Below are 22,993 nucleotides of genomic sequence, written 5' to 3' on the forward strand. Positions count from 1 at the left end.
GCGGGAGAGAGAGGCTGCGGATCCCGTGCGCGTGCGCGCGGCACGCACACCGCAGCGGCGCGGTCAGGACTCAGGGCGAGCCCTGGCCGGGCCGCGTCGCGGCTCAGGTCCGGTCAGGCGCCCCTGCGCCGTCCGGCGAGCACGCCGAACGCCACACCGGCGACGCCCACGAGGATGCCCGCGACGCCGAGGACGCGTGCCGTGGTGTCGGTGCCGCTTCCGCCGTCCTTCGCCTGGGCGGAGCCGTCCGCCGACGTCTTCTCGGCGCTCGCACCGTTCTTGGCGTCGGAACCCGATGCCGCGGCCGGTGCGAGCTTCAGGACGGGGGCCGGGTTCTCCGGCTCCGGCTCCCCTTCCTTCGGCTCCTCGATCCAGCGCACGACCTCGTCGTCCTCGTACGTCTGCAGGGCCTTGAAGACGATCTGGTCGGCGTCCTTCGGCAACTCGCCCATGGAGACGGGGAACTGCTGGAACTCACCCTTGCCGATCTTCCCGCCGGTCCAGGTGATCTTGGTGACGGCTTCGTCGATCTTCTCGCCGTGCATCTCGATCGGCTTGTCCAGCTCGGACTTGGTGACCTTCACGTCCCAGCCGGGCACCGGCTGCGGCATGACGGACGCGAGCGGCTGGTCGGCCGGGAGGTTGACCTCGACCTTCGTGGTGGCGGCGTCGTCCCGCTCGTTGGGGACCTTGAAGTTGACGACGCTGTAGCCGCCCTGCTCGGCTTCCTCGGGGTCGACGCTGACGTGCGCGAGCGCGGGCCCGGCGCACAGCACGACAGAGGTGGCGGCGAGGGCGCCGACGGTTGCGAGACGGCGGCGTGGAGTGCTTCGCATATGAGTTGCTCCTGAGATGCCAGGACGGAACGAGGATCTGCTGAACGGATTCAGCACAGGACTGGGTGCGCGGCGAGCGCGCACGCCGTCGTTCCGTCGAGGGCGCCGTGCGTCAGGCCGCGAGTCCGAAGGTCTGCTGCTGCGTGGGCGCCGGAGGCCCGCGCCGATGCACGGAGTGGTCCAGCAGTACGGAGCCCGGCTCGCGCCGGTCGTCCGTCGTGAGGCGGACGGTCCGTCCGGGGAGCTGCGGCAGCGACGTGCCGGCCATCGCCCTCACGCATGCGAACGCCGTTCCCAGCGCCCGTGCGTGCGTGACGGCGGTGCGCGCCGAGCGGGCCGACAGCCGGACCAGTCGCCACAGGGCCGCTTCGCCGCGGTGCAACAGCCAGCCCAGAGCGAGCGCGGCCAGCAGGTGCGCGGCGAGCATCGGCCCGCCGAAGAGGGAGAGCGCGGCGTCGGCCGCGGTGCGCAGGCACTCCAGGGGGCTGTCGGCCGCGGACGCGGCGGCCCCGGCGGACTCGTGGCCGCCGCCCGTCCCCGCGTGGTGCGCGGCGTGCCCGTGCCCCGGTGAGCCCGCGTGTCCGGCGAACTCGTCCGGGTCCAGCCCGGCGTCCGAGACGATGCGGCGGGCCCGCGACTCGCTGATGGTCCCCGCGTTCTGCTCGCCGCAGAGCAACTGGGCGGCGAGGCTCCGCAGGCCGGTGCCGCTTCCGTGCGCGGTGCCGGTCTGCGCGGCGTGTGCGGAGGAGGTGCCGGCGGCGGTCGTGGTGACCCTGCCGCCGCAGGAGAAGAGCGTATGGAGCGCGATCTGCCCGCCGGCGAGAAGCGCGGCGATCCCCGGCAGCGACCGTTCACGGCCGGCGAGCGGTGCGGCGACGAGGAAGACGGCGACGCAGGCGACGCCGATCGTCCACAGCGGTATGCGACCCCCGCCTGTCAGCGAGTGACCGCCCGCGGACAACGTCACGCAGACCGCGGTGAACACCGCGGTCCGCAGGAGTCTGAGATCCGCCCCGGCCGTCATTGCCGCGCCATCATCTCACCGGCACCTGTCCTGCATAAGCCTGGGGCCGGAACATCCGGACGGGGCTCTCCCGGTCCTCTTCGTCCGCGTTCCCCGCGCGGGGCGTCCCCGGGCTGTTTCCGCAGGGCTCAGGCGTCCCCGGCGTCCCCCGAACGGACGGCACGTGCACATCCATGTGCGTACGCCTCGCTCACCCCGGCAATACGTAGGCCATGGCCGGGGCGGTCCTCCGGGGCCGGCCGTCGAGCCTCGGCCTGTGGAGGGTTGAGCATGAGCATGTGGTGGTGTCTCCAACTGAGGCGCGAAGCTGCCAGCGTGCCGCTCGCCCGGCGGCTGCTGGTCAACGCCATGGACAGCGCCGGTGTGGACAGCGAGGTCGCCTACGAACTGTCGCTCGCGCTCTCGGAGGCATGTGCGAACGCCGTGGAGCACGGCACAGGCGAGAGGTCCGACGCGTACTGCGTGACCGCCTACCTGGACGGCGACCGGTGCCGCATCGAAGTCGCCGACTCCGGACCGGGTTTCCGGGCGGCCGCCGCCTCACGGGTACGCGGCGGCCCCCTCGAAGCGGAGACGGGCCGGGGGCTCGTCCTGATCGAATCCCTCGCCGACCACCTGCGCGTGCAGAACAAGCCGGACCACGGCGGGGCGGTCGTCACCTTCGACAAGACCCTCAAGTGGCGGCACGGTCACGGCGGTCCGGGCAACGGCACGACGGGCGGCGCCGAAAGGCCGGAGAGCGGCCCGAGCCCGCTGCTCGCGGCGGGCTGAGCGGCGGGTCGAGCGGCCGGCTGAACGGGCCGTCGAACGGAGCCGCCTGGACGCCGGTGCCCGGGGATCACTGGTCGCGGTACCGCAGCAGGAGCATGGCGGCGTCGTCGTGCGGCGGCGCGCCCACGTGGTCGGCCAGGTCGTGCCGTACGGAGGCGAGGGCCGCGTCCGGGTCGGAGTCCTTGAACAGGTCGCCGCGTTCGTCGAGCGGGTAGAACCGGTTGAACTGGTCGCGGGCCTCGCTGACGCCGTCGGTGTAGAAGAGCAGCTGGTCACCGGGGGCGAACGGCACTACGTGCGGCTCGGGCACGGGGCCGTCCTCGATGTCCAGGCCGAGCGGCATGGCACGTTCGGGCGGTTCCACGTAGGAGACGGAGCCGTCCGGCCGGATCAGCAGCGGAGCGGGGTGGCCGAAGTTGAGCAGGGTGGCGCCGTCCCGCTCGCGCACCTCCGCCAGCACGGCCGTGACGAACTTCTCACCTGTCAGATGGCGCGACAGCGCACGCTCCAGCCGCTCGCCGACGGCCATCAGGTCCTTCTCGTCGTACGCGGCCTCCCGGAACGCGCCCACGACGACAGCCGCCGTCTCGACCGCTTCGAGGCCCTTGCCCTGTACGTCTCCGACGATGAGGCGCACGCCCGTCGGCGAGATCACCACTTCGTACAAGTCGCCGCCGATGCGCGCGTCGGCCATGGCGGACGTGTACGAGACGGCGGCCCGCAGATGCCCCGCGTGGCGCGGAACGGGCCGCAGCAGCACGCGCTGGGCGGCTTCCGCGATGGACCGCACGCTGGCGAGCTCCGCCTCGCGCCGCTGGCGCATGGCCGTCGCCGCGACTCCCGCGACGGCGACTCCCGCCACCGAGAACAGGGTCGTGTAACCGCGGCGCTCGCCGAGCTGGTCGTTGAAGACGCTCAGCATCAGCGACAGCGCGAGCGCCACGACCCCGATCACGACGCTGCGGCGCACGTTCCCGATCAGACCGGCGAACGCGGGCCCCAGCGCCATCATCGGCAGGAACCCGATGCCCGGGCCCGCGAGCACGTCGACCAGCACGACGACGCCCATGGCCACGAAGGGCAGCGCCGCCAGCAGGCCGGGCCGGAACCTTAGCGTGACCACCGTGTGCTCTCTCCTTGGCCGGGACTGGATGCCGGGTTTCGGCAAGGTTATGCACCGTGACTGATTCCGCACGGCAATGTGACGAAAGTAGTCCCGGAACCGGACGTACCGGAATGCCCTTGCTGTAACCCGGTGTCCGGGCGCACAGCACACGCCGGCGGCCGGCCGCTCACCGGCCGCCGGCTGTCGTGTCAGCTGCGGAGAGCCGCCATCCATTCCTCCACGTCGCTGCTGCTGCGCGGCAGCCCGGCGGAGAGATTGCGGTTGCCGTCGGCGGTCACGAGGATGTCGTCCTCGATGCGGACGCCGATGCCCCGGTACTCCTCGGGGACCGTCAGATCGTCGGGCTGGAAGTACAGCCCGGGCTCCACGGTCAGGCACATCCCGGGCTCCAGGGTGCCCTCGGCATACGTCTCGCGGCGGGCGGTCGCACAGTCGTGGACGTCCATGCCCAGCATGTGGCCCGTGCCGTGCAGAGTCCAGCGGCGCTGGAGCCCCAGCTCCAGGACCCGCTCCACGGGCCCGTCCAGCAGGCCCCACTCGACGAGCTTGGCAGCCAGCACGCGCTGGGCGGCGAGATGGAAGTCGAGGTACTTCGCGCCGGGCTTGACCGCCGCGATGCCCGCCTCCTGGGCCTCGTGGACGGCGTCGTAGATCTTCCGCTGGAGGTCCGTGAAGCGGCCGTTGATCGGCAGCGTGCGCGTCACGTCAGCCGTGTAGAGACTGTGCGTCTCCACGCCGGCGTCGAGGAGCAGCAGCTCGCCGGAGCGGACAGCGCCGTCGTTGCGCACCCAGTGGAGCGTCGTGGCGTGCGGACCGGCCGCGCAGATCGAGCCGTAGCCGATGTCGTTGCCCTCGACGCGGGCCCGGAGAAAGAACGTTCCCTCGATGTACCGCTCGGAGGTGGCCTCCGCCTTGTCGAGCACCTTGACGACGTCCTCGAAGCCGCGGACGGTCGACTCGCACGCCCTGGCCAGCTCGCCGATCTCGAAGTCGTCCTTGACCAGGCGCATCTCGGAGAGGAAGACCTGGAGCTCCATGTCGCGCTCCGCGGTGACCTTGTCGCTGAGCGCCTGCTCCACCGCGGCGTCGTGTCCGCGCACCACACGCACGGGGCCGGTGGCGGCCCGCAGCTCCCCGGCGACGGTGCGGACGTCCGCACAGCTCACGCCGTACAGCTGCTGCGCCTCGCTGAGGCTGTTGCGCCGGCCGACCCACAGCTCGCCCTGGCCGTCGAGCCAGAACTCGCCGTTCTCGCGGTTCGAGCGGGGCAGCAGGTAGAGCGTGGCCTCGTGGCCCTCACCCGCGGGGTCGGGCTCCATGACGAGGACGCCGTCCTCCGTCTGGTCGCCGGTGAGGTAGGCGTACTCCACCGAGGCGCGGAAGCTGTACTCGGTGTCGTTGGAGCGGGTCTTGAGGTTGCCCGCCGGGACGACCAGGCGCTCGCCGGGGAAGCGGGCGGAGAGCCGGGCCCGCCTGTCCGCGGTGTGCCCGGCCTGGGCGACGGGCTCCAGCCCGCGCAGCTCGGTGTCGGCCCAGCCGGTCTTCATGTTCTCGGCCAGCTCGTCGGAGACGGCCGGGTACAGGCCGTTCTTCCGTTGCTTGATCGGCTGCTCGTCAGCGGGGTCCGCCACGTCTGCCTCCTCCTGGTGTTCGACCGCCTCCATCGTATGGGCGCCCCCGGGCCCGCGGAAGCTGGTCATGAGGCGGGTGGCAGGGGCGTGCGTGCGCGCAGGAGCCCCCGGCGCGGAAGGCGCGCAGGGGCTCGCATGACGGTACGGACGAGGGGCGCACGCGCCCGCGGCTGCCTGGGAGCCGCCCGCCGGCGTCGGAGGCCTGGCGTAGCTCAGAAGCGCGCCGCCAGCAGCACGACGTCCTCGGAGTCGTGCTGTCCGAAGTCCCGGGGGCGTCCGGCGAGTCCACCGCGGCCGGACTGGCCGGTGTCCCCTTCGGGGAGCGTCGTGCGCAGCACGTGGTCGAGCAGCGCGTCCGGGTCGGCGCGGACCGCCGGCGGCGCGCAGGAGGCGGCGGAGTGCAGCCTGGCGAACGCACGGTCCATCTCCTCGCCGGTGCGGTGCAGCAGCCCGTCGCTGTAGAGCAGCAGCGTCTCGCCCTCGTACAGCGTCAGCTCGACGCTCGGCGCCTCCCAGCAGGCGAGCATGCCGAGCGGCGCGGACAGAGTCGTCTCGACGAACTCGGTGCGGTGCTCGCCGATGATCAGCGGAGGGCAGTGCCCCGCGCCGGCGAGCAGCACGCGGCGCACGGACGGTTCGACGTAGGCGAAGAGCGCCGTGGCCGAGCGTGCCGGTTCGGTCAGCCGCAGCAGCAGTTCGAGGTCGGAGAGGACGGCGACCGGGTCCTCGCCCTCCATCACGGCGTACGCGCGCAGCGAGGCACGCAGGCGGCCCATCGCCGCGACCGTGCCGGGGCCGCTGCCGGTGACGCCGCCGACGGTGAGTCCGAGCGCCGCGTCGGGCAGCGGCAGCGCGTCGTACCAGTCGCCTCCGCCGCCCCTGCCCGTCAGGTGCCGGACGGCGGTCGTGACGCCGGGGACGCGTGGGAGGCGGCTGGGCAGCAGCCCCTCGTGCAGGGCGCTCAGGTCGGCGCGGGCCGTCGCCAGTTCGAGGTGCCGGGCGATCTGCTCGCTGGCGCAGCGGAGGTAGAGGCCGAGCAGGTGGCGCTGGCGCGGGGTCGGTTCGGCGGGCTCGTCGTAGAGCCACACCGCGGCACCGATGCGCGGGGAGTCGGCCGTGGCGATGCGGGTGGCGTGGCTGGCGGCGTAGCCGAGCCGGGCGGCGACCTCGCGGTGCCGCGGGTCGAGGGTGTCGTCGGTGGCGATGTCGGGGTGGGTGATCTCGGGGTATCCGCCGGCCTCCGGGTGCGGGCCCAGACCGTCGTCGGCGACGTCGAGTCCGCGGGAGCCGTCCTGGCCGTCCGGCGCGGGCAGGCCGTCGAGGATGCGCGCGTACGAGGACGAGCTGCGCGGCACCGTCTCCAGCTCGCCGATGTCGGAGCGGCCGAGGCCCAGTCCGATGGTGCGTTCCGGGCTGTCGCTGTCGGCCGGTTCGAGGGCGAGCAGGCCCCGCTGGGCGCCGACGAGCGTGGCGCCGGCGCGGAGCGTCTCGCGGAGTGCCTCGTCGAGGGTGGCGGTCGCCGAGAGGCGTTCGGCGAGCTCCTGAAGGGTGGTCAGGTCCGTGACCCAGCTGGCCAGCCTGTCGTGGATGGCGGCGAACTGCTCCGCCGATGCATCGGAAGCGGGGGGCGCAGTCTGAGGCGGCGGGGAGATCACGGGTTTGAATCCGGCCACTTTCGACCGCTGCGGGGCGCTCACGGGAGCGTTCTCGCGCTCTGGACAGTCTCTCTGCATAGCATCGCAAACCCCCATGGCACGCTGCTCCGCTGGCAATGCACCAGATGTACACGTACCAACAACGGGATGTCCAGCATTGTCCCTGCACTGCGAATGGTGTCCGTGTGCCGATGTTGACTCCGCAGGCCGGTGCGGAGGTTGTGGAACGTTGGCGTAAAATCGTCTCTGCGGGGCGGCATTTGCTGTCGACTGGAGCAACCCCGCACACCCGCTCGCTTCCCCGCCGTTGAGGGAAGCGCAGGCCGGAGGGTCCACTCGGCAGCCGCGGGAACGGAACCCGGCGAGGGGGCGGCGCGTCATATGAGGCAGCTGCCCCTCCCCTCTCCGGCTCGGCGGACAGGCACGGCCGGTATGGCCAGTACGAGCGCAATACCAAGCGTTATCGAGGGCACCAGCACAGAAGGCGGCACGGCGCGCGGGCACCCCGCGTGAGCCCGCACCCGCCGAGGTTCAGGCTCGGCCGTGGGACGAGATGCGCCCCATGTGGCGCACAGTGAGTAATGAGTGACGTGTTGTGATGGGCTGAACGATCTCTGTCGAGACGATCTGTTGGCGTTTACGGAAAGGAACGAGCGCACATGCGCGAGATCCTCGGAAGGCGACGCATGAACCGGTCTTCGCTGCGCAACGCGGCGCTCCACTACGCGACTTGCTGGGGCTGGCCGGTACTCCCCGGAGCAGCGCTGAATCCGGCCTCCGCCGCGACCGCACGCCAGTCCAAACAGCCGCAGGCCGCCGTGTGCTCCTGCCCCGATCCCGACTGCGCGGTGCCGGGAGCACACCCCTTCGACCCCGTGCTGCTCGCCGCGTCGACGGACGCCCGTATGGTCGGCTGGTGGTGGTCCAACCGGCCCACCGCGCCACTGATCCTCGCCACCGGTGGCCGTGGCCCTTCCGCCCTCAGCCTGCCCGCGATCGCCGGTGCACGCGCGCTGGCCGAGTTCGACCGCCTCGGGGAGCGCATCGGGCCGGTGGTCGCCACGCCGACCCGGTTCACGCTGCTCGTCGCGCCGTACGCCCTCGCGGAGCTGGGCGAGAAGCTGTACGCCCATGACTGGGTGCCCAGTTCGCTCCGCTTCCACGGTGAGGGCGGATACGTCGCCCTGCCGCCCTCGCACACCGGCGCCGGCCGGGTGCGCTGGGAACGCGAACCGGTCGCCGCGGACGAGGCGGAGGGTGCCCGCAGGTCCGGACGGTCCGCCGCGCGCCGTGCCAGGCGCGGGGCGCTGCCCCGTACGGTGCCGTGGCTGCCGCGCATGGAGCGCGTCCTCGACGTCCTCGTCGAGGCGAGTACGACCGCGCCGGACTCCGGCACGAGCCTCACCTTCTGACCCCGGCGGCCCCCGGCCGCACCGCGCCCCGGAGTGCCCTCCGGGGCGCGCGCATGAGGCAGGCGCGGCCGCGTCACCCATACGGGTAGGAGCCGGCAGGGGGCGTACGCGAAATGGGCGTCCACGTCGCCGAGTTGGCGCGGTGTGCCGGATATGTTCCCCTCACTGCCCCGCTTCCGCCCCCTCAGTGAGCCGTAGATGGGTTCCCTCATGCCTCAGCAGCCGCAGAACCGCGCGTCTCACCTCCCTCTCGCGGGGCTCGCCTGCACCGTGGTGCTCGCTGCCGCGCTGCCGATCGCCGCCGCCACGGCAGGGAGCGGCGGGTCCCTTGCTGCCGGCGGTGAGCCGCCGCAGATCACGAAGTTCACGGAATCCGGGGCGGAGGGCGGCGAGCGGTCCGGCTCGGAGACCGGGGCAGCCGGGGGCACCCGTGGCGGGCCTGCCGGGGATGCCCCCGTCGGCGCGCTCTCCGCCTCGTACTGCGGGGCCGAACTCGCCGCAGCGGACGGGCTGCGCGCGCAGCCCTGCGTGCTGTCCGACGGGGAGGACGCGTGGGCGCGTGCGTACTACCGGAACGGCACCGCGTCCCCGCTGCGGGGAGCGCTCACGCTCACCCGTCCCGACGGCACGTCGCTGCGCATCGACTGCGCGTTGCCGTCCCGCGGCGGCGAGGGCATGTGCGAGACGCCGCGGGAGCGGGTCCGGGCGGCGGACGGGCGGGCGCCCGGCGGGGTTCGGCGCTACTCGGCGACAGTGGAGATCGGAACTCCCGACGGGGAGCGGCTGTTGCTCCGATCCGTGAGCAACTCGCAAGCCTGAAAGGCGAGTTGGGTGCACGGTGGAGGTGCGCCCCGGATCCGGGCATGAAAGAACCCGGTCGCTGGCGACGGGGGATGCACCAGCGACCGGGCTCCTAGAAAGGTAACAAGAGATCCGCCGTTAGCAAATTCGATCGCGCAGATCCGGACGTTGATTTACCTGCCAGTATGCTCGATTACCCGCCAGGTGTGACGGGAGTCACGGTCACACTTTCTCCGTACGGCCTCTGCGGAATGGTCTGCTCCAGATCAGCTCAGTGTCACCTGGCGGTTCATGAGGCCGCTGCGGGCCCGACGTTCGTCGGCGGTGAGCGGCGTCCCGGCGGCCAGAGCCTCCGCCAGCCGCTCCGCGAACGAGGCCGCGGGCTTCTCGCAGTCCTCGGCGCGCATGCCGCCCGGAAGGTCCCACACGGGCACCGTCAGCCCGTGCGCGCGGAAGGAGCCCACGAGCCTGGTGTCGTCGCCGAGCGACGAGGTGCCGGCGGCGTGCAGGCGGGCCAGCGCGTCGAGCAGCTTCTCCTCGGGGTGCGTCATGACCCAGCGCAGGTGGTTCTTCTCGGGAGTCTCGCACCAGTACGCCCCGTCCGCCCCGGCCAGCCGGGCCGTCGGGATGGCCGCCGAGTTGGCGCGCTCGAGGGAGGCGGCGACCTCGCCCGAGGCGTTCTCCCCCTCCTCGCCCAGCCAGAACTCGAAACCGGTGTGCACCTCGGGTGCGAAGGGCGCGTCGAGGTCCAGCAGGTCCTGCAGCCGGGGCCCGTCGGGGGCGGCGCGGCCCGCGTCCACGGGCGAACCGGGGGCGGTGGTGAAGGCGCGGTTCAGCGTGTCCGCGAGGTCGCGGCTGATGTCGCCCGTGGCGGTGTCGTTCTGCAGGCCGAGGAGGATCTCCCCGTTGTCGCGGCGCAGCGCGGGCCACGCCATCGGCAGCACCGTCGCGAGCGTCACGGACGGCACGCCCTCCGGCAGCCCGGCCTTGAGCGTCAACTGCGCCGTCGCGGCCGGGACGAGCTCCCGCAGCGCCACCCAGTCCGCTTCACCGGGCAGCCCCTCGAAGGGGCGCTGCACGAGCTCTGTCACGGCCTGGGCCGCGGCACGGCCGTGGCACGCCTTGTAGCGGCGTCCGGAGCCACAGGGGCAGGGCTCACGGGCGCCGACGACGGGGATCTCACCGTCGACGGGGCGCGGTGCGGCGGCCTTGGGCTGGGGGCGGCGCTTCTTGGCCATGGCGTGCGGTTCTCCGGTTCTGCGATCGGGTGGTCCAGGAGGATCGCGTCGGGTCGGTCGGCGGTCGATGCGTGAAGTGCGGTGCGCCGCGGCGCCGTTGAGAGCCGGCCGGTGGGCCGGCCGGGAAGCCGGTCACGGCCCGCAGCGGCAGGCGGCCCGGCCGCGCGCACCAACTGTGGGCGTGAGCCTAGCCGCTGAGCCCGTCCGAGTTCGCGCCCCGCGTGTCGTCTCCCCGGACGGAGCCGCCGGACCGCGCTGATTCGACGGCCCGGTGCTCGCCGCACGGTTCAGCGCAGCTCCTCCACCGCCGCGAGGTCCCGGGCGAGGCTGTCCGCCAGGCCCTCGCCGATACCGCCGCTGTCGCCCGCGAGAACGACCCAGACAGTCACTCCGCGGCTCGTCCCGTCATCGTGATGGGGCATTTCTCCCGGGATTTCGCGGAACTCCTCCCGGACTCCCCAATCACGCGCCAGGGCGCCGATGATGGCGAGGCCCCGGCCGCCCCGCGCGCTGACCGACGGAGTGGCGGGCAACGGCCGTGTGGGGCCGCCGCCGTCCGTCACGGAAATGGTCAACTCGCCGTGCCTGTCGCGGTTCCAGGCCGCTCGCACGGATTCGTCGCGGCTCAAGGGCCGTGCGTGCCGGCACGCGTTGCTCAGCAGTTCGGAAAGGATCAGTACGGCGTCGTCGACGACCGTCTCGTCAGCCCCGCTCGCAAGCAGGTCCGCGCGCATTCTGCGCCGCGCAGCCCCTACGCCGGCGGGGCCGTGAGGCACAGCCATCGTCGACGAAGCAGGCACGTTCTGTGCCATAACCAACGCCACCCCCGAGACCTCCTTTGCCCCACGCCAATTCGATGGATGCCCCGGGAACGTCTGGCGGAAACCGGCCACGCAACGCTGCTTGACGCATTCGGAAGGATCGAATACAGAACGAATGCTTCGATGCACTCCTGGTAAGAGGTTTGTTTTCAGGGCGAATTGGGCTCCTGAAGCACCCTCGCGGCCGTGCCGGTTGTGTCGTATCTAACACGGCGGCGGAAAAGCGGCGTTCTCAGCGCAGTTGAGCCAGTACCTGCTGTGGCCGGTTTGTGATCACCGCGTCGACGCCGAGGTGTACGCACAGCTCGACGTCCTCCGGCTCGTTGACTGTCCACACGTGCACCTCGTTGCCGTGACGGTGCGCGCGCTCCACGTACTCGGGGTGGGCCCGCAGGATGCGGATGCTGGGGCCCGCGATCGAAACCCCGGGAGGCAGCCGTCCGTCACGGTGCCGGGGCAGGAGCAGGCTCATCAGGTAGACGGTCGGGATGTGCGGCGCGGCGGCCCGTATGCGGTGCAGCGACCGCGCGGAGAAGCTCATGACCCGTACGGGTGTCACGGGCCGGTACTTCTCCAGGAGCTGCAGCAGCCGCACCTCGACCTGGCCCGCCCACCGCGACGGGTGCTTCGTCTCGACGGCGAGTCCCACGGGGCGCGGGGCGTCCGCCACCAGCTGGAGCAGGCGCTCCAGAGTGAGGACGGAGGTGCGGTCGCTCTCTTCCTGGTCCGGCGACTCGTACGGGTCCTCGTCGGGGCCCTCCTTCTTCCACGAGCCGAAGTCGAGGGCGGCGAGGTCGGCGAGCTCCAGGGCGGACACCGCTCCGCGGCCGTTGGAGGTGCGGTTGACCCTGCGGTCGTGTACACAGACGAGATGGCCGTCGGCAGTGAGCCGTACGTCGCACTCGAGGGCGTCCGCGCCCTCGTCGATCGCTCTGCGGTACGCCGCAAGGGTGTGCTCCGGCGCGGCCTCGGACGCGCCGCGGTGCGCGATGACGGACATCGGGCTCGCGGGGGAGAGGCGCGACCCGGAGCGGATCTCGGAGCTCACCGGGTTATCGTGCCACCGGCGGATGGGGAGGCTGCCGTGGGCCTGCCGCGGACGCGTCGGATATGCCCTGCTATGCCGGAGGTAAAGGTTCCCCCGCTCCGGCCGGGCGGCGGTTTACGTCCGCCTGACGCACCATGGGAAAGGCTGTCCTAGGACATCCGAATACGCGAACGCCCGGTCTGCGATGGCGTGTAGCTGATGAGGAGAAACCTGTGAGCACCGAGAACGAGGGCGCTGCCACCACGCCGGCGGCGGGGCCGAACCCCACGTCCCCCACGGTGCCGACGGCGGGGGCGCACGACGGCGCCCCCGCACCCGAAGCCACCGACTCCCAGGGGCCCAGCATGAGCAAGCCGGAGACCACGCCGTCCTCTTCCGGGGACACCGTGCAGTTCGGTGCGGTCGAGCCCGCTCAGCCGGGGCACCAGCCTGAGCCGCAGCCTCTGGCCGCCCACCCTGCGCAGCCCCCGCACCGGCCGGAGCAGCCGCCCATGGCGGCGGGGCACCAGCAGCAGCCGGCGGGAGCCTTCGGCGACCCGGGATCCTCCGGCGGGCCGGAACACGGCGGCCAGCCCTCCCACGGCGGCCCGTGGGGTCACACCCCGTACGGCGGTCCCGGCGCGGGCGGCCACGGTTCCGGCGGCCCGGGTGCGGGCGGCGGCCCCGAGGGGCCCGCAGGCCCGCAGTACCCGTGGGGAGCGCCGCCGGCGCCTCCCGGTCCCCCGCCCAGAGGAAAGCGGCTGTCGGGGGGGCTGCTCGCAGCCGTCCTCGTGGCCGCGCTGGTCGCCGGCGGCATCGGAGGCGGCATCGGCTTCTGGGCGGCGGAAAGCGGAGACGACAGTTCCACGACGATCACGTCCGGGTCCGACCCCGAAGCGCTCAACCGCTCCCCCAAGTCCGTCGCGGGTATAGCCGCCAAGACACTGCCCAGCGTGGTGACGATCGAGACCAGCGGCGGCGGGGAGGAAGGCACCGGCACCGGCTTCGTCTTCGACAAGCAGGGCCACATCCTGACCAACAACCACGTCGTCGCCAGCGGCGGCGACAGCGGCGGCCTCTCCGCGACCTTCTCGGACGGCAAGAAGTTCGAGGCCGAAGTCGTCGGAAAGGCGCAGGGGTACGACGTCGCGGTCATCAAGCTCAAGGACGCCGACGAGCGCAAGCTCCGGCCGCTGCCGCTCGGCAGGAGCAACGACGTACAGGTCGGCGACGCCACCATCGCGATCGGCGCGCCGTTCGGTCTCTCCGGCACCGTGACGACGGGCATCGTCAGCGCCAAGAACCGCCCGGTGGCCTCCAGCGACGGGCAGGGCAGCAACGCGTCCTACATGAACGCCCTGCAGACCGACGCCTCGATCAACCCCGGCAACTCGGGCGGGCCCCTGCTCAACGCCCAGGGCGCGGTCATCGGCGTCAACTCGGCCATCCAGTCGGCCGGCGGCGAGGGCGGCCTCGGCCAGGGGCAGTCCGGCAGCATCGGCCTCGGCTTCGCGATCCCCGTGAACCAGGCCAAGCGCGTGGCCACCCAGCTGATCAAGACGGGCACGCCCGTCTACCCGGTCATCGGCGCCACGGTCACCATGGACCAGAAGGGCGGCGGCGCCGTCATCGCCGACAGGGGCGAAGGCAGCCAGGACGCGATCACCAAGGACGGGCCCGCGGACAAGGCAGGCCTCAAGCCCGGTGACGTCATCACCAAGCTGGACGACACCACGATCGACAGCGGGCCCACGCTCATCGGCACGATCTGGACGCACAAGCCCGGCGAGAAGGTCAAGATCACCTACGAGCGGGACGGCAAGGAAGCCACGACCGAGGTGACCCTCGGATCCCGCAAGGGCGATCAGTGACCGGCCCGGCCATTCGCTAGGCTGGCCCTCGCGCTGCCCCTGCGGGGGCGGCGCGAGGAGGTGTGCCCGAGCGGCCGAAGGGAACGGTCTTGAAAACCGTCGAGGCAGCGATGTCTCCGTGGGTTCAAATCCCACCGCCTCCGCCGAGGTGAAGGAAACAGCAGGTCAGAGGGGGCGCCCGCCGAGGACGGGCGCCCCCTCTGACGTTCGAGTTGTCTCACCCCATCTCGCCTAGATCCCAGCATTGACCAGTACGTATGGGCCATCTGTGGGCCAGCCTCAATGCCGATCTCCCTCGTCGAGTGCCCGCGCGATCAGGTTGTTGGAGTGCTGTTGACCGCCTTTGAGGATCTTGGCGTAGAAGCGGTACAGCACGGCGATGCTGTGGCCGGCGCGGGCTGCGACCTCCGCAGGGTCAACCCCTGACTTGATCCAGAGTGAAACCCCCGCGTGGCGCAGGGAGTACGGGACTGCCGCGAGCGCGGACTCCACCTCACGAGGGGACAACACAGCCTCGCGTGCTCTCTCCCAGACTTCGCAGTACTCGGTGGAGGCCACTCGCCCGCCCCGGGCAGCCCGGAACAGTCGGCCGTCATCGGCTGTGCCGTAGCGGGCGATGTGTTCCCGCAGCAGGTGCACAAGGACCGGCGGGATGGGCACGGTCCGCGTTGCGCCGCGCTTCCGTCGTTTGAGCCCACGCTTCTCGTACGACGTTCCGTCGTCCGTCCAGCCGCCGCCCACCTCTGGGCGACTCTCTCCGAGTAGCAGTTCGCCCCACTCCTTTACGGACTCGGGCGAGGCCGGCGGCAAGGTGCAGTCCGATGCCTTGAGTGCAACAATTTCGCCTGGTCGCATGGCTCCGTAGTACAGGCAACCGAAGAAGGCGTGCAGGTGCGCGCCGCGCGGTCCGGAGTCGCGGACAGACCCAAGTAGCTTGCGTGCTACGTCCGGCCCCGGCACGTACCGGAAATCGATCTCGTCGTCATTGTCGGGCGGCGTCCAGTCCACGCGAGGCAGAGGGTTCGCCCCCAGTAGACCCTTTTCCTCAACTGTGTAGCGGAGCATGTTGCTCAGCACCATTCGCTTGCGTCTGGCCGTGTTTTCGGCGGCCTTACCCCCGTCCAGTCGGAGTGAGAGCGCCTCCAGAGCGGGGCGCAGAAGCGCGGGGTCCTCCAACTCCCTGACCTTGACAGAGCGGGCGGCAATCCAATCCAGAGCGGCGTGAATTTCGGGCGGCGGTTCCTCGACGACGTAACGCGAGACCCATGCCCCCTCGGAACTGCGGACAGCCCGGAACGCCCACTGGTAGAGGGCGGCACGAGTCACGGCCGCGCGGGGTTCTCCGCGCCTGCTTGTGACTAGTACAGGGGTCACGACGGCGAGCGATTCCGCGATGCTTGCTCGGTGCTTGGCGGCGGCGCGCGGCCACTTCATCAGCACGTATTCCGTGGCGTGCTCGTACCAAGTAGGGGAAGTACGCGCCATCAACTCTCCTGCGGGGAGGCCCGTCTCCTCGTCGAATTGCTGGTGATCGCGAAGCGCTGCCATCAGTTCTGACTGACGGCCTTCCGCCTGCGGCTTGAGCTTGAAACTCCGGGAGTGGGCGCGCTCTCCAACCCGCCATCGGAGTTCCCACGGCTTCGGGCGCCCGGAGCGCTTGCGGATCGACCAGATGTCTACGTCATACGTGAGCATGGCTCTCCAGAAAGAAAGGGGCCCGCGCTCAGCGCGGGCCCCAAGGAAGTGATCGGATCTACGCGGCGTGCTGCTCGCAAGCGGCCCACCAGGCGTCCAAGTCGGCGCGGCGGCAGCGAATTTGGCCGTTGGGGAGCTTCATGAGCCTCGGTGCCTTTCCGCGGGCCCGCATGCGGTAAAAGGCGGCACGGCTCATGTCGATCTCTTCGAGGACTTCGGAGAGTTTGAGCATCTGCGTGCGTGGCAAAGCTGCTTCTCCTTCGCTGTGGGTGCGCTGAAGGGCCGGGGCTCTGTGGCCCCGGCCCTGGGAAGTCGGTTACGTGGGTTACGTGGTTACATCCCAGGTCAGCGAGTGGTTTTCTGTAACCGGAGCTTTGGTGTAACCGGAACAGCTCGGCTACGGAGCGGTGGTGGCGGGTGCCGGTGCAACGGCGCCGTTACGGTTACAGCCCCCTTCGACGGTTACCTCGTCGTCGCTGGTCAGCATGGGTGTGAGGGGGGTTGTAACCGGTGTAACCGACTCCTGTAGGCCGGGTCCGGGAGGTGCGGGGCAGTAGCGGGCCCAGGCGTCCGCGAGGTCTTCGACGTGGTAGCCCTTGGTGGGTTGTCCGCCGATGCGGATGGTGCGGGACCGGATCCGCTTGCCCTTGCCGTTGACGTACTCCCCGAGCATCCGGGAGAGCCCGCGGGCGGTGAGGGGGCGGCCGTCGAGGTCGCCCCAGGGGGCGTCTTCCATGGCGTTGAGCAGGTGCAGAATCTCGACTGTGGAGACGGCGGCTTCGCCTGGGAAGACGTGGTCGCGCAGGTCGGTGAGGAGCTTGACTCCGAGGGAGGCGCGGTCGTCTTCATCGACTGCGGTGACCAGTTCCACGCACGCGGCCCGGGCCCGCTCGGGCCACTGCCCGCCGGCCGCGTCGGCGACGGCGAGCAGCGGCTCCCAGACGTCGGCGGGTCGGTCGGTGATGCCCTCGGGCATCTCGGGCCACGCTCCGTCGACCTTCTCGCTGACCTGCTCGGACCACTGGGCGAGCTGGTCTCGCAGCTCGTTGCCTTCCTTCTCGTGGATACGGGCCCGGTAGGGCTCCACTCGTTCTGTCCGCGCGCGCCGGCGCATGCGGATGACGATGGAGCGCGCGAGGATCGTGTCCGGGAGGGTGCCCAGTCCGGCGAGCGCGACGGCGCAGTAGGAGGGGAAGGGCACCACGGACTGGTTTCCTTGTCCGTCGGCCACACATCGGTAGGAGACTCCGGAGCGGCGGTGCCCGGCGTTCAGCAGTCCGCGCAGGTCCTCGTTGGCGTCTTTGGCCTTGGCGCCGAAGACGGTGTCGATCTCATCGAAGAGGATGACCGGCCGCCCGGTCTCGTCCGCGACCGCGCGGAACAGCGCAGCCGGGGAGGCGTTGACCGCGTGCATCGGCCGGGGCACGAGCGTGGAAGACACCTCCAGAGCGCGGGTCTTGCCCGATCCCGGCTCCGGGGAGAGGAACGCCAGCCGCGGGGTGGAGTCGAAGCAGTCGAGCAGGTGGGTGTGTGCGTCCCAGAGCACGGTGGCGACGTAGGCGGCGTGGGAGGGGAAGGCGTTGAAGCGGCGGTGGAACGCCTCGACTTCGTTGAGCAGCGCGGCGCCGTCGATGGGCTCGGTCATGCGGCGGCCCTTCCTTCTGTGCGGGTGAGCAGGGGGCATGTGGTGCGGTGGGCGTTGTGGTCTTCGACCAGGGCCAGGGCCTTGCGGCGGCCGACGACGAAGCGGTCGCGTCCGCACGCGCACCACGAATGGGCAGTGGGGGTGGCCCGCCAGTCGGGTGGAGCCACGACGTGCAGCCACGCCACGGGACGCCGGCCGTCACCGGCAGCCGGGGAGGCCGGTTGCTGTTGGGCGGGAAGAGCTGAAAGGACGCCCTGACGGGCGGCGCTTTCCGGTGCGACAGCCCCTGTCCGTCCCGGGGGCAGTGCCGCAGTTCGAGGAGAGGCGGTCATACGGTCCTCCCGGTGGCGCTGGTGAGGCCGTTGGCGACGGCGCGGCGTGCATACGGCTCCGGCACCCCGACGCAGACGGCGGTGGCCACGAGCTGCTCGGCGAGTTGCTCGAGACCGCAGGGGCCGGGGCAGTCGGTGTGGCGTGCGGCGAGGAACTGCGCGACCCCGAACGCCTGCGATCCAGCGCCCGTTTCGGTGTGGGCTCGGATCTTGGCGAGACCGCGTTCCAGGCCGGTGCGGACGTAGGTGTCGGTGTGGCGGCAGCCGGTGGCCACCCGCCGCTCCCACGTGACCGCGATCTTGGGGGAAGAGACCACCCCCGCGCCGGGCGGGCGGGTGGTCTCTTCCTTCTCCACCAGCGCGCGGACGGCCTCCGGCAGCTCGACCAGCGGGCCGATGCCGGGGCCGAGCCACCGCGCGTAGGACATGGACGATTTGATGTCCACGCCGTGGCGCACGGCGTTGGCGGAGCGCACCGCACCGCGGTAGATCCAGTGCTCCCCCCGCCCGGTGGCGACCGTCCGCGTGGCCGGGAGAGCCTCGCGGGCCCAGGCGACCGCCTGAGCGTCGTCCAGATCGACCACCGTGAGGCCCGCATCGCCCGGGTGGTAGGCCACGTGAGCTGCTCGCCCCCACGCCGCGGTCCACGCAGGCGAGTTGAGCACGTCGGGGCGGGTGGTGGCGGCGGCCCAGCCGTGGCAGGGAGCTGCACAGTGGCAGGAGCCCGCTCGGAGCATGTTGGGCCGCCCACTGCAGGCGTTGTCGTGGCAGGTGGGGCAGTTGGCGAAGGGCCGTTTGCCGCAGCTGAGCGGCAGGACGGGCACGCCACAAGCGGCCAGGTCGAGGGCCGCGCGCAGGGGCCCAGATCGGCGGAGATGGGTCATGCTGGAGGTACCTCCTGGGTCGTTGATTCAGGGTTGGGAGCCGGGGCGACCGCGGATCTTTGGCGAGATGGGGCGGTCGCCCCGGGCGTACTCAGAACGGCGGCTCGTCGCCCGCCGGCTTGCTGCCGGTGCTCCAGGGGTCACCGGCACCGTTGGAGCCGCTCCCGTTGCCGCCGCTGCTGGTGGCCTTGGTAGTGGTGGCGGTGGCGAACTTCAGTGACGGGCCGATGTCGTCGACTTCGAGGGCGAGCATCGAGCGGTTCTCGCCCTGATCGGTCTGCCAGTCGAATTGCCGCAGACGACCGGAGACGATGACCCGGCTGCCCTTGGTGAGGGATTCGGTGACGTGCTCGGCGAGGCCGCGCCAGGCGGAGCAGCGCATGAACATCGCGGTGCCGTCCTTGTACTGGCCGGATTCGCGGTCGAAGGTGCGGGGTGTGGAGGCGACGGTGAACTTCGCCAGCGCGGCGCCGCCCTGGGTGAACTTCAGCTCGGGGTCGGAGGTGAGGTTGCCGATGACGGTGATGGGGGTGTCTCCCATAGCCATGGATGTGTGCTCCTTCTTGGTGTGGTTGATCGGTTGCGGGTGGTCTGTGGTGGTCAGGCGGCGAGTTCGGGCTGATGCCACGTGGGGAGCCCGGCCAGGACTCGTTGGCGCCACTGGAGGGCGTAGGGCAGGCAGTTGGCGCAGTTCTTGTGGGTGTGGCCGGGCATCGCAGGGCGCCGGCGGGCGTGATAGCTCCATGCGGCGGAGTCCGCTGAGGCGAGCAGGTGGCCGACGCGTTCGAGGCCGAGGGTCTTGAAGCCGAAGCCGTGCAGGCGCAGGCCGTGGGCGGCCATGGCGGTGACGATCGCGGCGCCCTCGAGCGTGGATTGAAGGCGGCATACGGAGCCGAGGCCGACGATCGGCTCCTGGTTCAGGTCGACTCCGGCGTTGTCGTAGAGCTCCAGGCAGCGCTCGTAGTCGGACACCTTGCGGCCTTGTATGGCCGGGGCGATCCGCAGCTCAGGTGCCAGTGAGCGCAGTTCGAGGAAGTTGGCCACAGTGCGTCTCTGGTGCTCTTCCACGGACAGGTGGGTGCCGACGAAGGTGAGAGGACCGGCTGTGCCGCCGTGAATGATGAGGTCCTCGCACATCCAGTCCTGCGGGGCAGCCCAGTCATACGGGCCCACGCACTCCCAGATGCGCCGCAGATCCTGCACGTACTGACGCGGGGTGCGCGTCCACCGGCCATGGTTCTGGAGCTCTGTGAAGCCGCCGGAGTCGATGGCGTATGGCCCGAGTGCCTCGGGCAGTGTGACTGCGCTGGTGAAGTGCTCGGATTTCAGGAACAACGGCACCTTCGTGAGGCGGACCCAGTGCCGTTTGTGGGTCGTCAGGTAGAAGCGCACGGACGGCTCCCTAGTGTTGGATGGTTCCGTTGGCGCGGCCGAAGAGGCCGGTAGCGGTGATGTGTTGGGTGATGTGCGCGGGCGCCGGTCGACGGCAGCGCTTGATGAGTGCGGCGGCGGCCGCGCCGCCGGCGGCGATGAGGGCGACGGCGGCCCACAGGGCGTCGGTCATGGCGATCAGTCCCGGTGCGGCGTAGGAGAGTCCGACACCGGCGACTGCAACACCGGTGCCGACCGTCGGAGCAAGGAGCGCGGTGGTCTTGGCCCACCGCGGGATGGGCTGTGCGATCGGCTGCGCCGGTGCGGCGGGTGCGGGGGGTTGGGTGTAGGCGAGGGTGCTGTGGCCGCCGGGCAGGGTGACCATCTGGACCCCGGCGGGCAGTTCCTCGGGCAGCAGCCGCGACCGCCCAGCGGGGGGTTGGTAGGCCAGCGGGTCCGGGCGCCGGGTCATGGTGGTGATCTCGTATGTGGTGTGGGGATGCAAAAGTTGCTCCCTTCACGAGCGACGGCCAGCACCCCTGTGATGGCGGGTGCTGGCCGTCGTCTGGCTTGTCGTGTCGCTTGTCGTGCGGCTTGTCGCTTGTCTTGTCTTGTCGCTTGTCACCTTCCAGGTCAAAGCCGATTTTCGGCCCTCTGAGAGCCGTACAGGGGTCTTCTCAAACCGGTGGGCGACAAGCGACAAGTGCTCAGTCGTGACCGCCGCTTCCGGGTGTGTGGCGGTGGTGGACGTAGCGGGCTTTGGTGCCGGTGCCGACCCGTACGGCGGTGCCGTCGTCGGTCCAGGACTTCAGCCAGCCGACGACGGTCTGCCGGGTGGTGCCGTACTCCTCCGCCAGCCCGCGGGCGATCGCAGAGGCGCCGGTGCCGTCCGGCCCGGCTGCCAGCAGCAGCGCGAGGGCGGCGTCGCGGGCGGGGTTGTCCTCGTTCGCGGAGAGATTCAACCCACCCGACGACGACGCCCCCGCTGGCGGCTCGTCACCGCGTCCGGGTGTGGTGCCGAACTGGGCGTCGATCTCCTCGCGGAACTGCCTCAGCAGCGCCTCCTCGTCGGCGGCGCTGGGAGACGGCTGAACCTCGTCGCGGAGTGCGGCCAGGTTCAGCCGCTCACGGCTGCTTGTCTCGCCCCGCCCTGCTGAGGACGGGCCTGTGCTGTCGCGCATCCATGCGGTGCGCTCGGGATCCCACCGGCGTGCGTAGGTGTCGCCTGCGGCGCGGGCGGACTTCGCATCGAGGGTGGGGTGTCGGTCGCTGGTGGCGGTGACGATGTCGCGGATTTGGTTGGGCAGGATCCGCCACGCCTTGAACAGGCCGGCCGGGGATTCGGGGGTGCCCATGAACCCGGCGCCCTTGTACGGCGCTTGGTCGACTCGGAGGCCGCGGGAGCCGGGGAACATCTTGGACAGGTCCATGCCCTCGGTCTCCCCGCCGGTGAGGGCGGCGCGGACCTTTGCCTCGCGGCGGATCATGAGGTTGCCCAACACGGAGCCGGTGGCTCCCAGGGCGGTGAGGACGGTGCGTCCGCCCATGGCGCGGGCGATGCGGATGAACTCCAGGATCTTCTCCCCGAGCTTGCGGGTGGCCCGGTCGTTGCTGACCAGGATCTCCGCGCCCTCGTCCACGACCAGCTCGATCTGCGGAATCCTCGAACTGACCGGCAGCAGATCCGTGTTGTGCTTGCTGAGCAGGTCCTGGTAGGCGCGCTTGCGCTCCTTCATCACCGCGATCGCCGTATCGAGCATGCGCACGGCCTCCTCGTGGGTGGAGGCGAGCCAGTCCACACCAGGCCGCATCCCGTCCACGAACGACCCATCGTCGTTCAGTGCCGGGCCTACCCAGGGGAGGCCGGCGGATCCGGCGTTGAGGTCGATGACCCAGGTCAGCACGTCCGTGGCGCGGGCGAATCCGGCCAGGATCGTGTGGACCATGTTCGTCTTGCCCGACCCGGTCGGCCCGACGACAAGCGCGCACTGTTCCCGCAGGTAGACGCGCACCTCCTCACCGTTGGTGCGCAACCCCCACGGCAGCCCCGAGAGGACCGACAGGGGGCTGTAGTCGGTGGGGTAGGTGCGCTCCTCGACCAGCACGTTCACGGTGGTCACGTCGATCAGGACGCGGCCTTGGTGGACGCCGGGGGAGGCGGTGGCGGTGCAGCCGTGCGGCAACTTCGCGTCGCCGGAGAGCCGTGCGGATTCGCGGGCGATCTTGTCGTAGGTGACGCCGCCGGTGGGGAGTTCGGCGTCGATGGTGAAGCCGGTGCCGGTGGGCCACATCTCCACCGCCACCACCCGCACGCTCACGCTGCATACGCGCTGGATGCGGTCCACCCACTCCGCCGCGATGGCCCGTCGCTCTGCGGACAGTTCACGGGCGACCTGCCGTTCCGCGGCGGCCAGGGCCTCCAGCTCCCTCGCTTCCTCGTGCAGCAGCGTCGCCCGCGCGGACGCCCCGATCCCCACGCCCAATGTGGCGAGGGAGCCCAGAGCGGTCCAGGTCAGGGGACCGGTGGTCATGGCCCAGGTCGTCCACCCGGCCCCGAGGAGCCAGGAGGCGGCGCGCATACAGGTGGTGCGGGCGGCGAGCTTGTCTCGCAGGCTGGTGATGGTGTGGCCGATGGCGCCGGCCGCGCCGACGGCCAGGGCCCAGGTGGGGGGCATGCCGGCGGCGGCGCCGGTGGTGGCGATGGCGAAGGCGCCGGTGGTGGCGGACAGGGCGCCGGTCACGGGTCCGTGACCGGCCGCCCAGTCCCACACCGGCCCAACGTCAGCCTTCTTCGACCTGCGCTTGGTGCTGGTCTTCGGCTGTTTGTTGAGGTTCACGGTGGGTGCACTCATC

General features: G+C 71.1%; 21 protein-coding genes and 1 tRNA gene. 5 read left to right on the top strand and 17 right to left on the bottom strand.

What is annotated here, in order from left to right; genetic code table 11:
* Positions 1-113 precede the first annotated feature (113 nt).
* Both IEY56_RS12950 and IEY56_RS12955 read right to left on the bottom strand, forming a co-directional pair.
* The gene (locus IEY56_RS12950; RefSeq protein ID WP_189037291.1) at positions 114-836 is read right to left on the bottom strand and encodes a YcnI family copper-binding membrane protein; all 723 of its coding nucleotides are present in this window, start codon (positions 834-836) and stop codon (positions 114-116) included.
* 112 nt (positions 837-948) lie between these two features.
* Complete coding sequence (locus IEY56_RS12955) at positions 949-1,803, bottom strand: hypothetical protein (RefSeq protein ID WP_229711835.1); 855 nt, start codon at positions 1,801-1,803, stop codon at positions 949-951.
* Between the two features lie 327 nt (positions 1,804-2,130).
* On the opposite strand from IEY56_RS12955, the gene IEY56_RS12960 reads away from it, so the two are divergent.
* A complete protein-coding gene (locus IEY56_RS12960; RefSeq protein WP_189037293.1) occupies positions 2,131-2,631 on the top strand; it encodes an ATP-binding protein in 501 nt (166 codons plus the stop codon).
* Between the two features lie 67 nt (positions 2,632-2,698).
* On the opposite strand, the gene IEY56_RS12965 is transcribed toward IEY56_RS12960, so the two are convergent.
* From IEY56_RS12965 to IEY56_RS12975, 3 genes are all read right to left on the bottom strand, one after another.
* A complete protein-coding gene (locus IEY56_RS12965; RefSeq protein WP_189037346.1) occupies positions 2,699-3,700 on the bottom strand; it encodes a PP2C family protein-serine/threonine phosphatase in 1,002 nt (333 codons plus the stop codon).
* Between the two features lie 245 nt (positions 3,701-3,945).
* Positions 3,946-5,421, bottom strand: a complete 1,476-nt coding sequence (locus tag IEY56_RS12970) for an aminopeptidase P family protein (protein ID WP_189037347.1) — start codon at positions 5,419-5,421, stop codon at positions 3,946-3,948.
* Between the two features lie 179 nt (positions 5,422-5,600).
* Positions 5,601-7,085, bottom strand: a complete 1,485-nt coding sequence (locus IEY56_RS12975) for a PP2C family protein-serine/threonine phosphatase (protein WP_308424135.1) — start codon at positions 7,083-7,085, stop codon at positions 5,601-5,603.
* Positions 7,086-7,702: 617 nt separating this feature from the next.
* Here IEY56_RS12975 and IEY56_RS12980 point away from each other — a divergent pair.
* Together IEY56_RS12980 and IEY56_RS12985 are read left to right on the top strand one after the other, a co-directional pair.
* Positions 7,703-8,455, top strand: a complete 753-nt coding sequence (locus IEY56_RS12980) for a bifunctional DNA primase/polymerase (protein WP_189037295.1) — start codon at positions 7,703-7,705, stop codon at positions 8,453-8,455.
* A 198-nt stretch (positions 8,456-8,653) separates the two neighbouring features.
* Positions 8,654-9,274 (top strand): hypothetical protein, encoded by a 621-nt coding sequence (locus IEY56_RS12985; protein WP_189037296.1) that lies wholly within the window; start codon positions 8,654-8,656, stop codon positions 9,272-9,274.
* Positions 9,275-9,522: 248 nt separating this feature from the next.
* Here the strand turns inward: IEY56_RS12985 and IEY56_RS12990 are convergent, their stop codons facing one another.
* The 3 genes from IEY56_RS12990 to IEY56_RS13000 all read right to left on the bottom strand — a co-directional run bounded on the left by IEY56_RS12990 (position 9,523) and on the right by IEY56_RS13000 (position 12,315).
* Positions 9,523-10,494, bottom strand: coding sequence for a DUF5926 family protein (locus IEY56_RS12990; protein ID WP_189037297.1), 972 nt, complete (start codon positions 10,492-10,494; stop codon positions 9,523-9,525).
* 287 nt (positions 10,495-10,781) lie between these two features.
* Positions 10,782-11,228 carry an ATP-binding protein gene (locus IEY56_RS28935; protein ID WP_308424136.1) on the bottom strand — a complete coding sequence of 149 codons (447 nt, stop codon included), beginning with the start codon at positions 11,226-11,228 and terminating at the stop codon, positions 10,782-10,784.
* Between the two features lie 319 nt (positions 11,229-11,547).
* On the bottom strand, positions 11,548-12,315 hold the full coding sequence (locus IEY56_RS13000; protein WP_189037349.1) for a glycerophosphodiester phosphodiesterase family protein: 768 nt from the start codon (positions 12,313-12,315) through the stop codon (positions 11,548-11,550).
* 260 nt (positions 12,316-12,575) lie between these two features.
* On the opposite strand from IEY56_RS13000, the gene IEY56_RS13005 reads away from it, so the two are divergent.
* Together IEY56_RS13005 and IEY56_RS13010 are read left to right on the top strand one after the other, a co-directional pair.
* A complete protein-coding gene (locus IEY56_RS13005) occupies positions 12,576-14,213 on the top strand; it encodes a S1C family serine protease (RefSeq protein WP_229711836.1) in 1,638 nt (545 codons plus the stop codon).
* Positions 14,214-14,269: 56 nt separating this feature from the next.
* Positions 14,270-14,356: transfer RNA gene (locus tag IEY56_RS13010), tRNA-Ser, on the top strand.
* A 136-nt stretch (positions 14,357-14,492) separates the two neighbouring features.
* On the opposite strand, the gene IEY56_RS13015 is transcribed toward IEY56_RS13010, so the two are convergent.
* The 9 genes from IEY56_RS13015 to IEY56_RS13055 all read right to left on the bottom strand — a co-directional run bounded on the left by IEY56_RS13015 (position 14,493) and on the right by IEY56_RS13055 (position 22,992).
* A complete protein-coding gene (locus tag IEY56_RS13015; RefSeq protein ID WP_189037299.1) occupies positions 14,493-15,908 on the bottom strand; it encodes a tyrosine-type recombinase/integrase in 1,416 nt (471 codons plus the stop codon).
* A gap of 58 nt (positions 15,909-15,966) precedes the next feature.
* Complete coding sequence (locus IEY56_RS13020; protein ID WP_189037300.1) at positions 15,967-16,155, bottom strand: helix-turn-helix transcriptional regulator; 189 nt, start codon at positions 16,153-16,155, stop codon at positions 15,967-15,969.
* Between the two features lie 150 nt (positions 16,156-16,305).
* The gene (locus IEY56_RS13025; protein ID WP_189037301.1) at positions 16,306-17,553 is read right to left on the bottom strand and encodes a DUF3631 domain-containing protein; all 1,248 of its coding nucleotides are present in this window, start codon (positions 17,551-17,553) and stop codon (positions 16,306-16,308) included.
* Complete coding sequence (locus IEY56_RS13030) at positions 17,550-17,720, bottom strand: hypothetical protein (protein ID WP_229711837.1); 171 nt, start codon at positions 17,718-17,720, stop codon at positions 17,550-17,552. Before IEY56_RS13030 ends, IEY56_RS13025 begins: the two co-directional genes overlap by 4 nt.
* Before the next feature lie 161 nt (positions 17,721-17,881).
* A complete protein-coding gene (locus IEY56_RS13035; RefSeq protein WP_189037303.1) occupies positions 17,882-18,769 on the bottom strand; it encodes a bifunctional DNA primase/polymerase in 888 nt (295 codons plus the stop codon).
* Positions 18,770-18,860: 91 nt separating this feature from the next.
* Positions 18,861-19,316, bottom strand: a complete 456-nt coding sequence (gene ssb, locus IEY56_RS13040) for a single-stranded DNA-binding protein (RefSeq protein WP_189037304.1) — start codon at positions 19,314-19,316, stop codon at positions 18,861-18,863.
* Between the two features lie 53 nt (positions 19,317-19,369).
* Complete coding sequence (locus IEY56_RS13045; RefSeq protein WP_189037305.1) at positions 19,370-20,161, bottom strand: deazapurine DNA modification protein DpdA family protein; 792 nt, start codon at positions 20,159-20,161, stop codon at positions 19,370-19,372.
* Positions 20,162-20,171: 10 nt separating this feature from the next.
* Complete coding sequence (locus IEY56_RS13050) at positions 20,172-20,645, bottom strand: hypothetical protein (RefSeq protein ID WP_373292073.1); 474 nt, start codon at positions 20,643-20,645, stop codon at positions 20,172-20,174.
* Positions 20,646-20,847: 202 nt separating this feature from the next.
* The gene (locus IEY56_RS13055; RefSeq protein ID WP_229711838.1) at positions 20,848-22,992 is read right to left on the bottom strand and encodes a hypothetical protein; all 2,145 of its coding nucleotides are present in this window, start codon (positions 22,990-22,992) and stop codon (positions 20,848-20,850) included.
* Position 22,993: the final 1 nt, after the last annotated feature.

The sequence above is a fragment of the Streptomyces daqingensis genome, from assembly GCF_014645895.1.
Classification (GTDB): Bacteria; Actinomycetota; Actinomycetes; order Streptomycetales; family Streptomycetaceae; genus Streptomyces; species Streptomyces daqingensis.

Bases quoted from the DNA above. Each gene is read 5' to 3' on its own strand.
- IEY56_RS12965 (WP_189037346.1), bottom strand. From the start codon at position 3,700: ATGGGCGTCGTCGTGCTGGTCGACGTGCTCGCGGGCCCGGGCATCGGG.
- IEY56_RS12985 (WP_189037296.1), top strand. From the start codon at position 8,654: ATGGGTTCCCTCATGCCTCAGCAGCCGCAGAACCGCGCGTCTCACCTC.
- IEY56_RS13000 (WP_189037349.1), bottom strand. From the start codon at position 12,315: ATGTCCGTCATCGCGCACCGCGGCGCGTCCGAGGCCGCGCCGGAGCAC.
- IEY56_RS12950 (WP_189037291.1), bottom strand. From the start codon at position 836: ATGCGAAGCACTCCACGCCGCCGTCTCGCAACCGTCGGCGCCCTCGCC.
- IEY56_RS13025 (WP_189037301.1), bottom strand. From the start codon at position 17,553: ATGACCGAGCCCATCGACGGCGCCGCGCTGCTCAACGAAGTCGAGGCG.
- IEY56_RS12960 (WP_189037293.1), top strand. From the start codon at position 2,131: ATGAGCATGTGGTGGTGTCTCCAACTGAGGCGCGAAGCTGCCAGCGTG.
- IEY56_RS28935 (WP_308424136.1), bottom strand. From the start codon at position 11,228: ATGCGCGCGGACCTGCTTGCGAGCGGGGCTGACGAGACGGTCGTCGAC.
- IEY56_RS12970 (WP_189037347.1), bottom strand. From the start codon at position 5,421: ATGGAGGCGGTCGAACACCAGGAGGAGGCAGACGTGGCGGACCCCGCT.
- IEY56_RS12990 (WP_189037297.1), bottom strand. From the start codon at position 10,494: ATGGCCAAGAAGCGCCGCCCCCAGCCCAAGGCCGCCGCACCGCGCCCC.
- IEY56_RS12980 (WP_189037295.1), top strand. From the start codon at position 7,703: ATGCGCGAGATCCTCGGAAGGCGACGCATGAACCGGTCTTCGCTGCGC.
- IEY56_RS13055 (WP_229711838.1), bottom strand. From the start codon at position 22,992: ATGAGTGCACCCACCGTGAACCTCAACAAACAGCCGAAGACCAGCACC.
- IEY56_RS13035 (WP_189037303.1), bottom strand. From the start codon at position 18,769: ATGACCCATCTCCGCCGATCTGGGCCCCTGCGCGCGGCCCTCGACCTG.
- IEY56_RS13015 (WP_189037299.1), bottom strand. From the start codon at position 15,908: ATGCTCACGTATGACGTAGACATCTGGTCGATCCGCAAGCGCTCCGGG.
- ssb (WP_189037304.1), bottom strand. From the start codon at position 19,316: ATGGCTATGGGAGACACCCCCATCACCGTCATCGGCAACCTCACCTCC.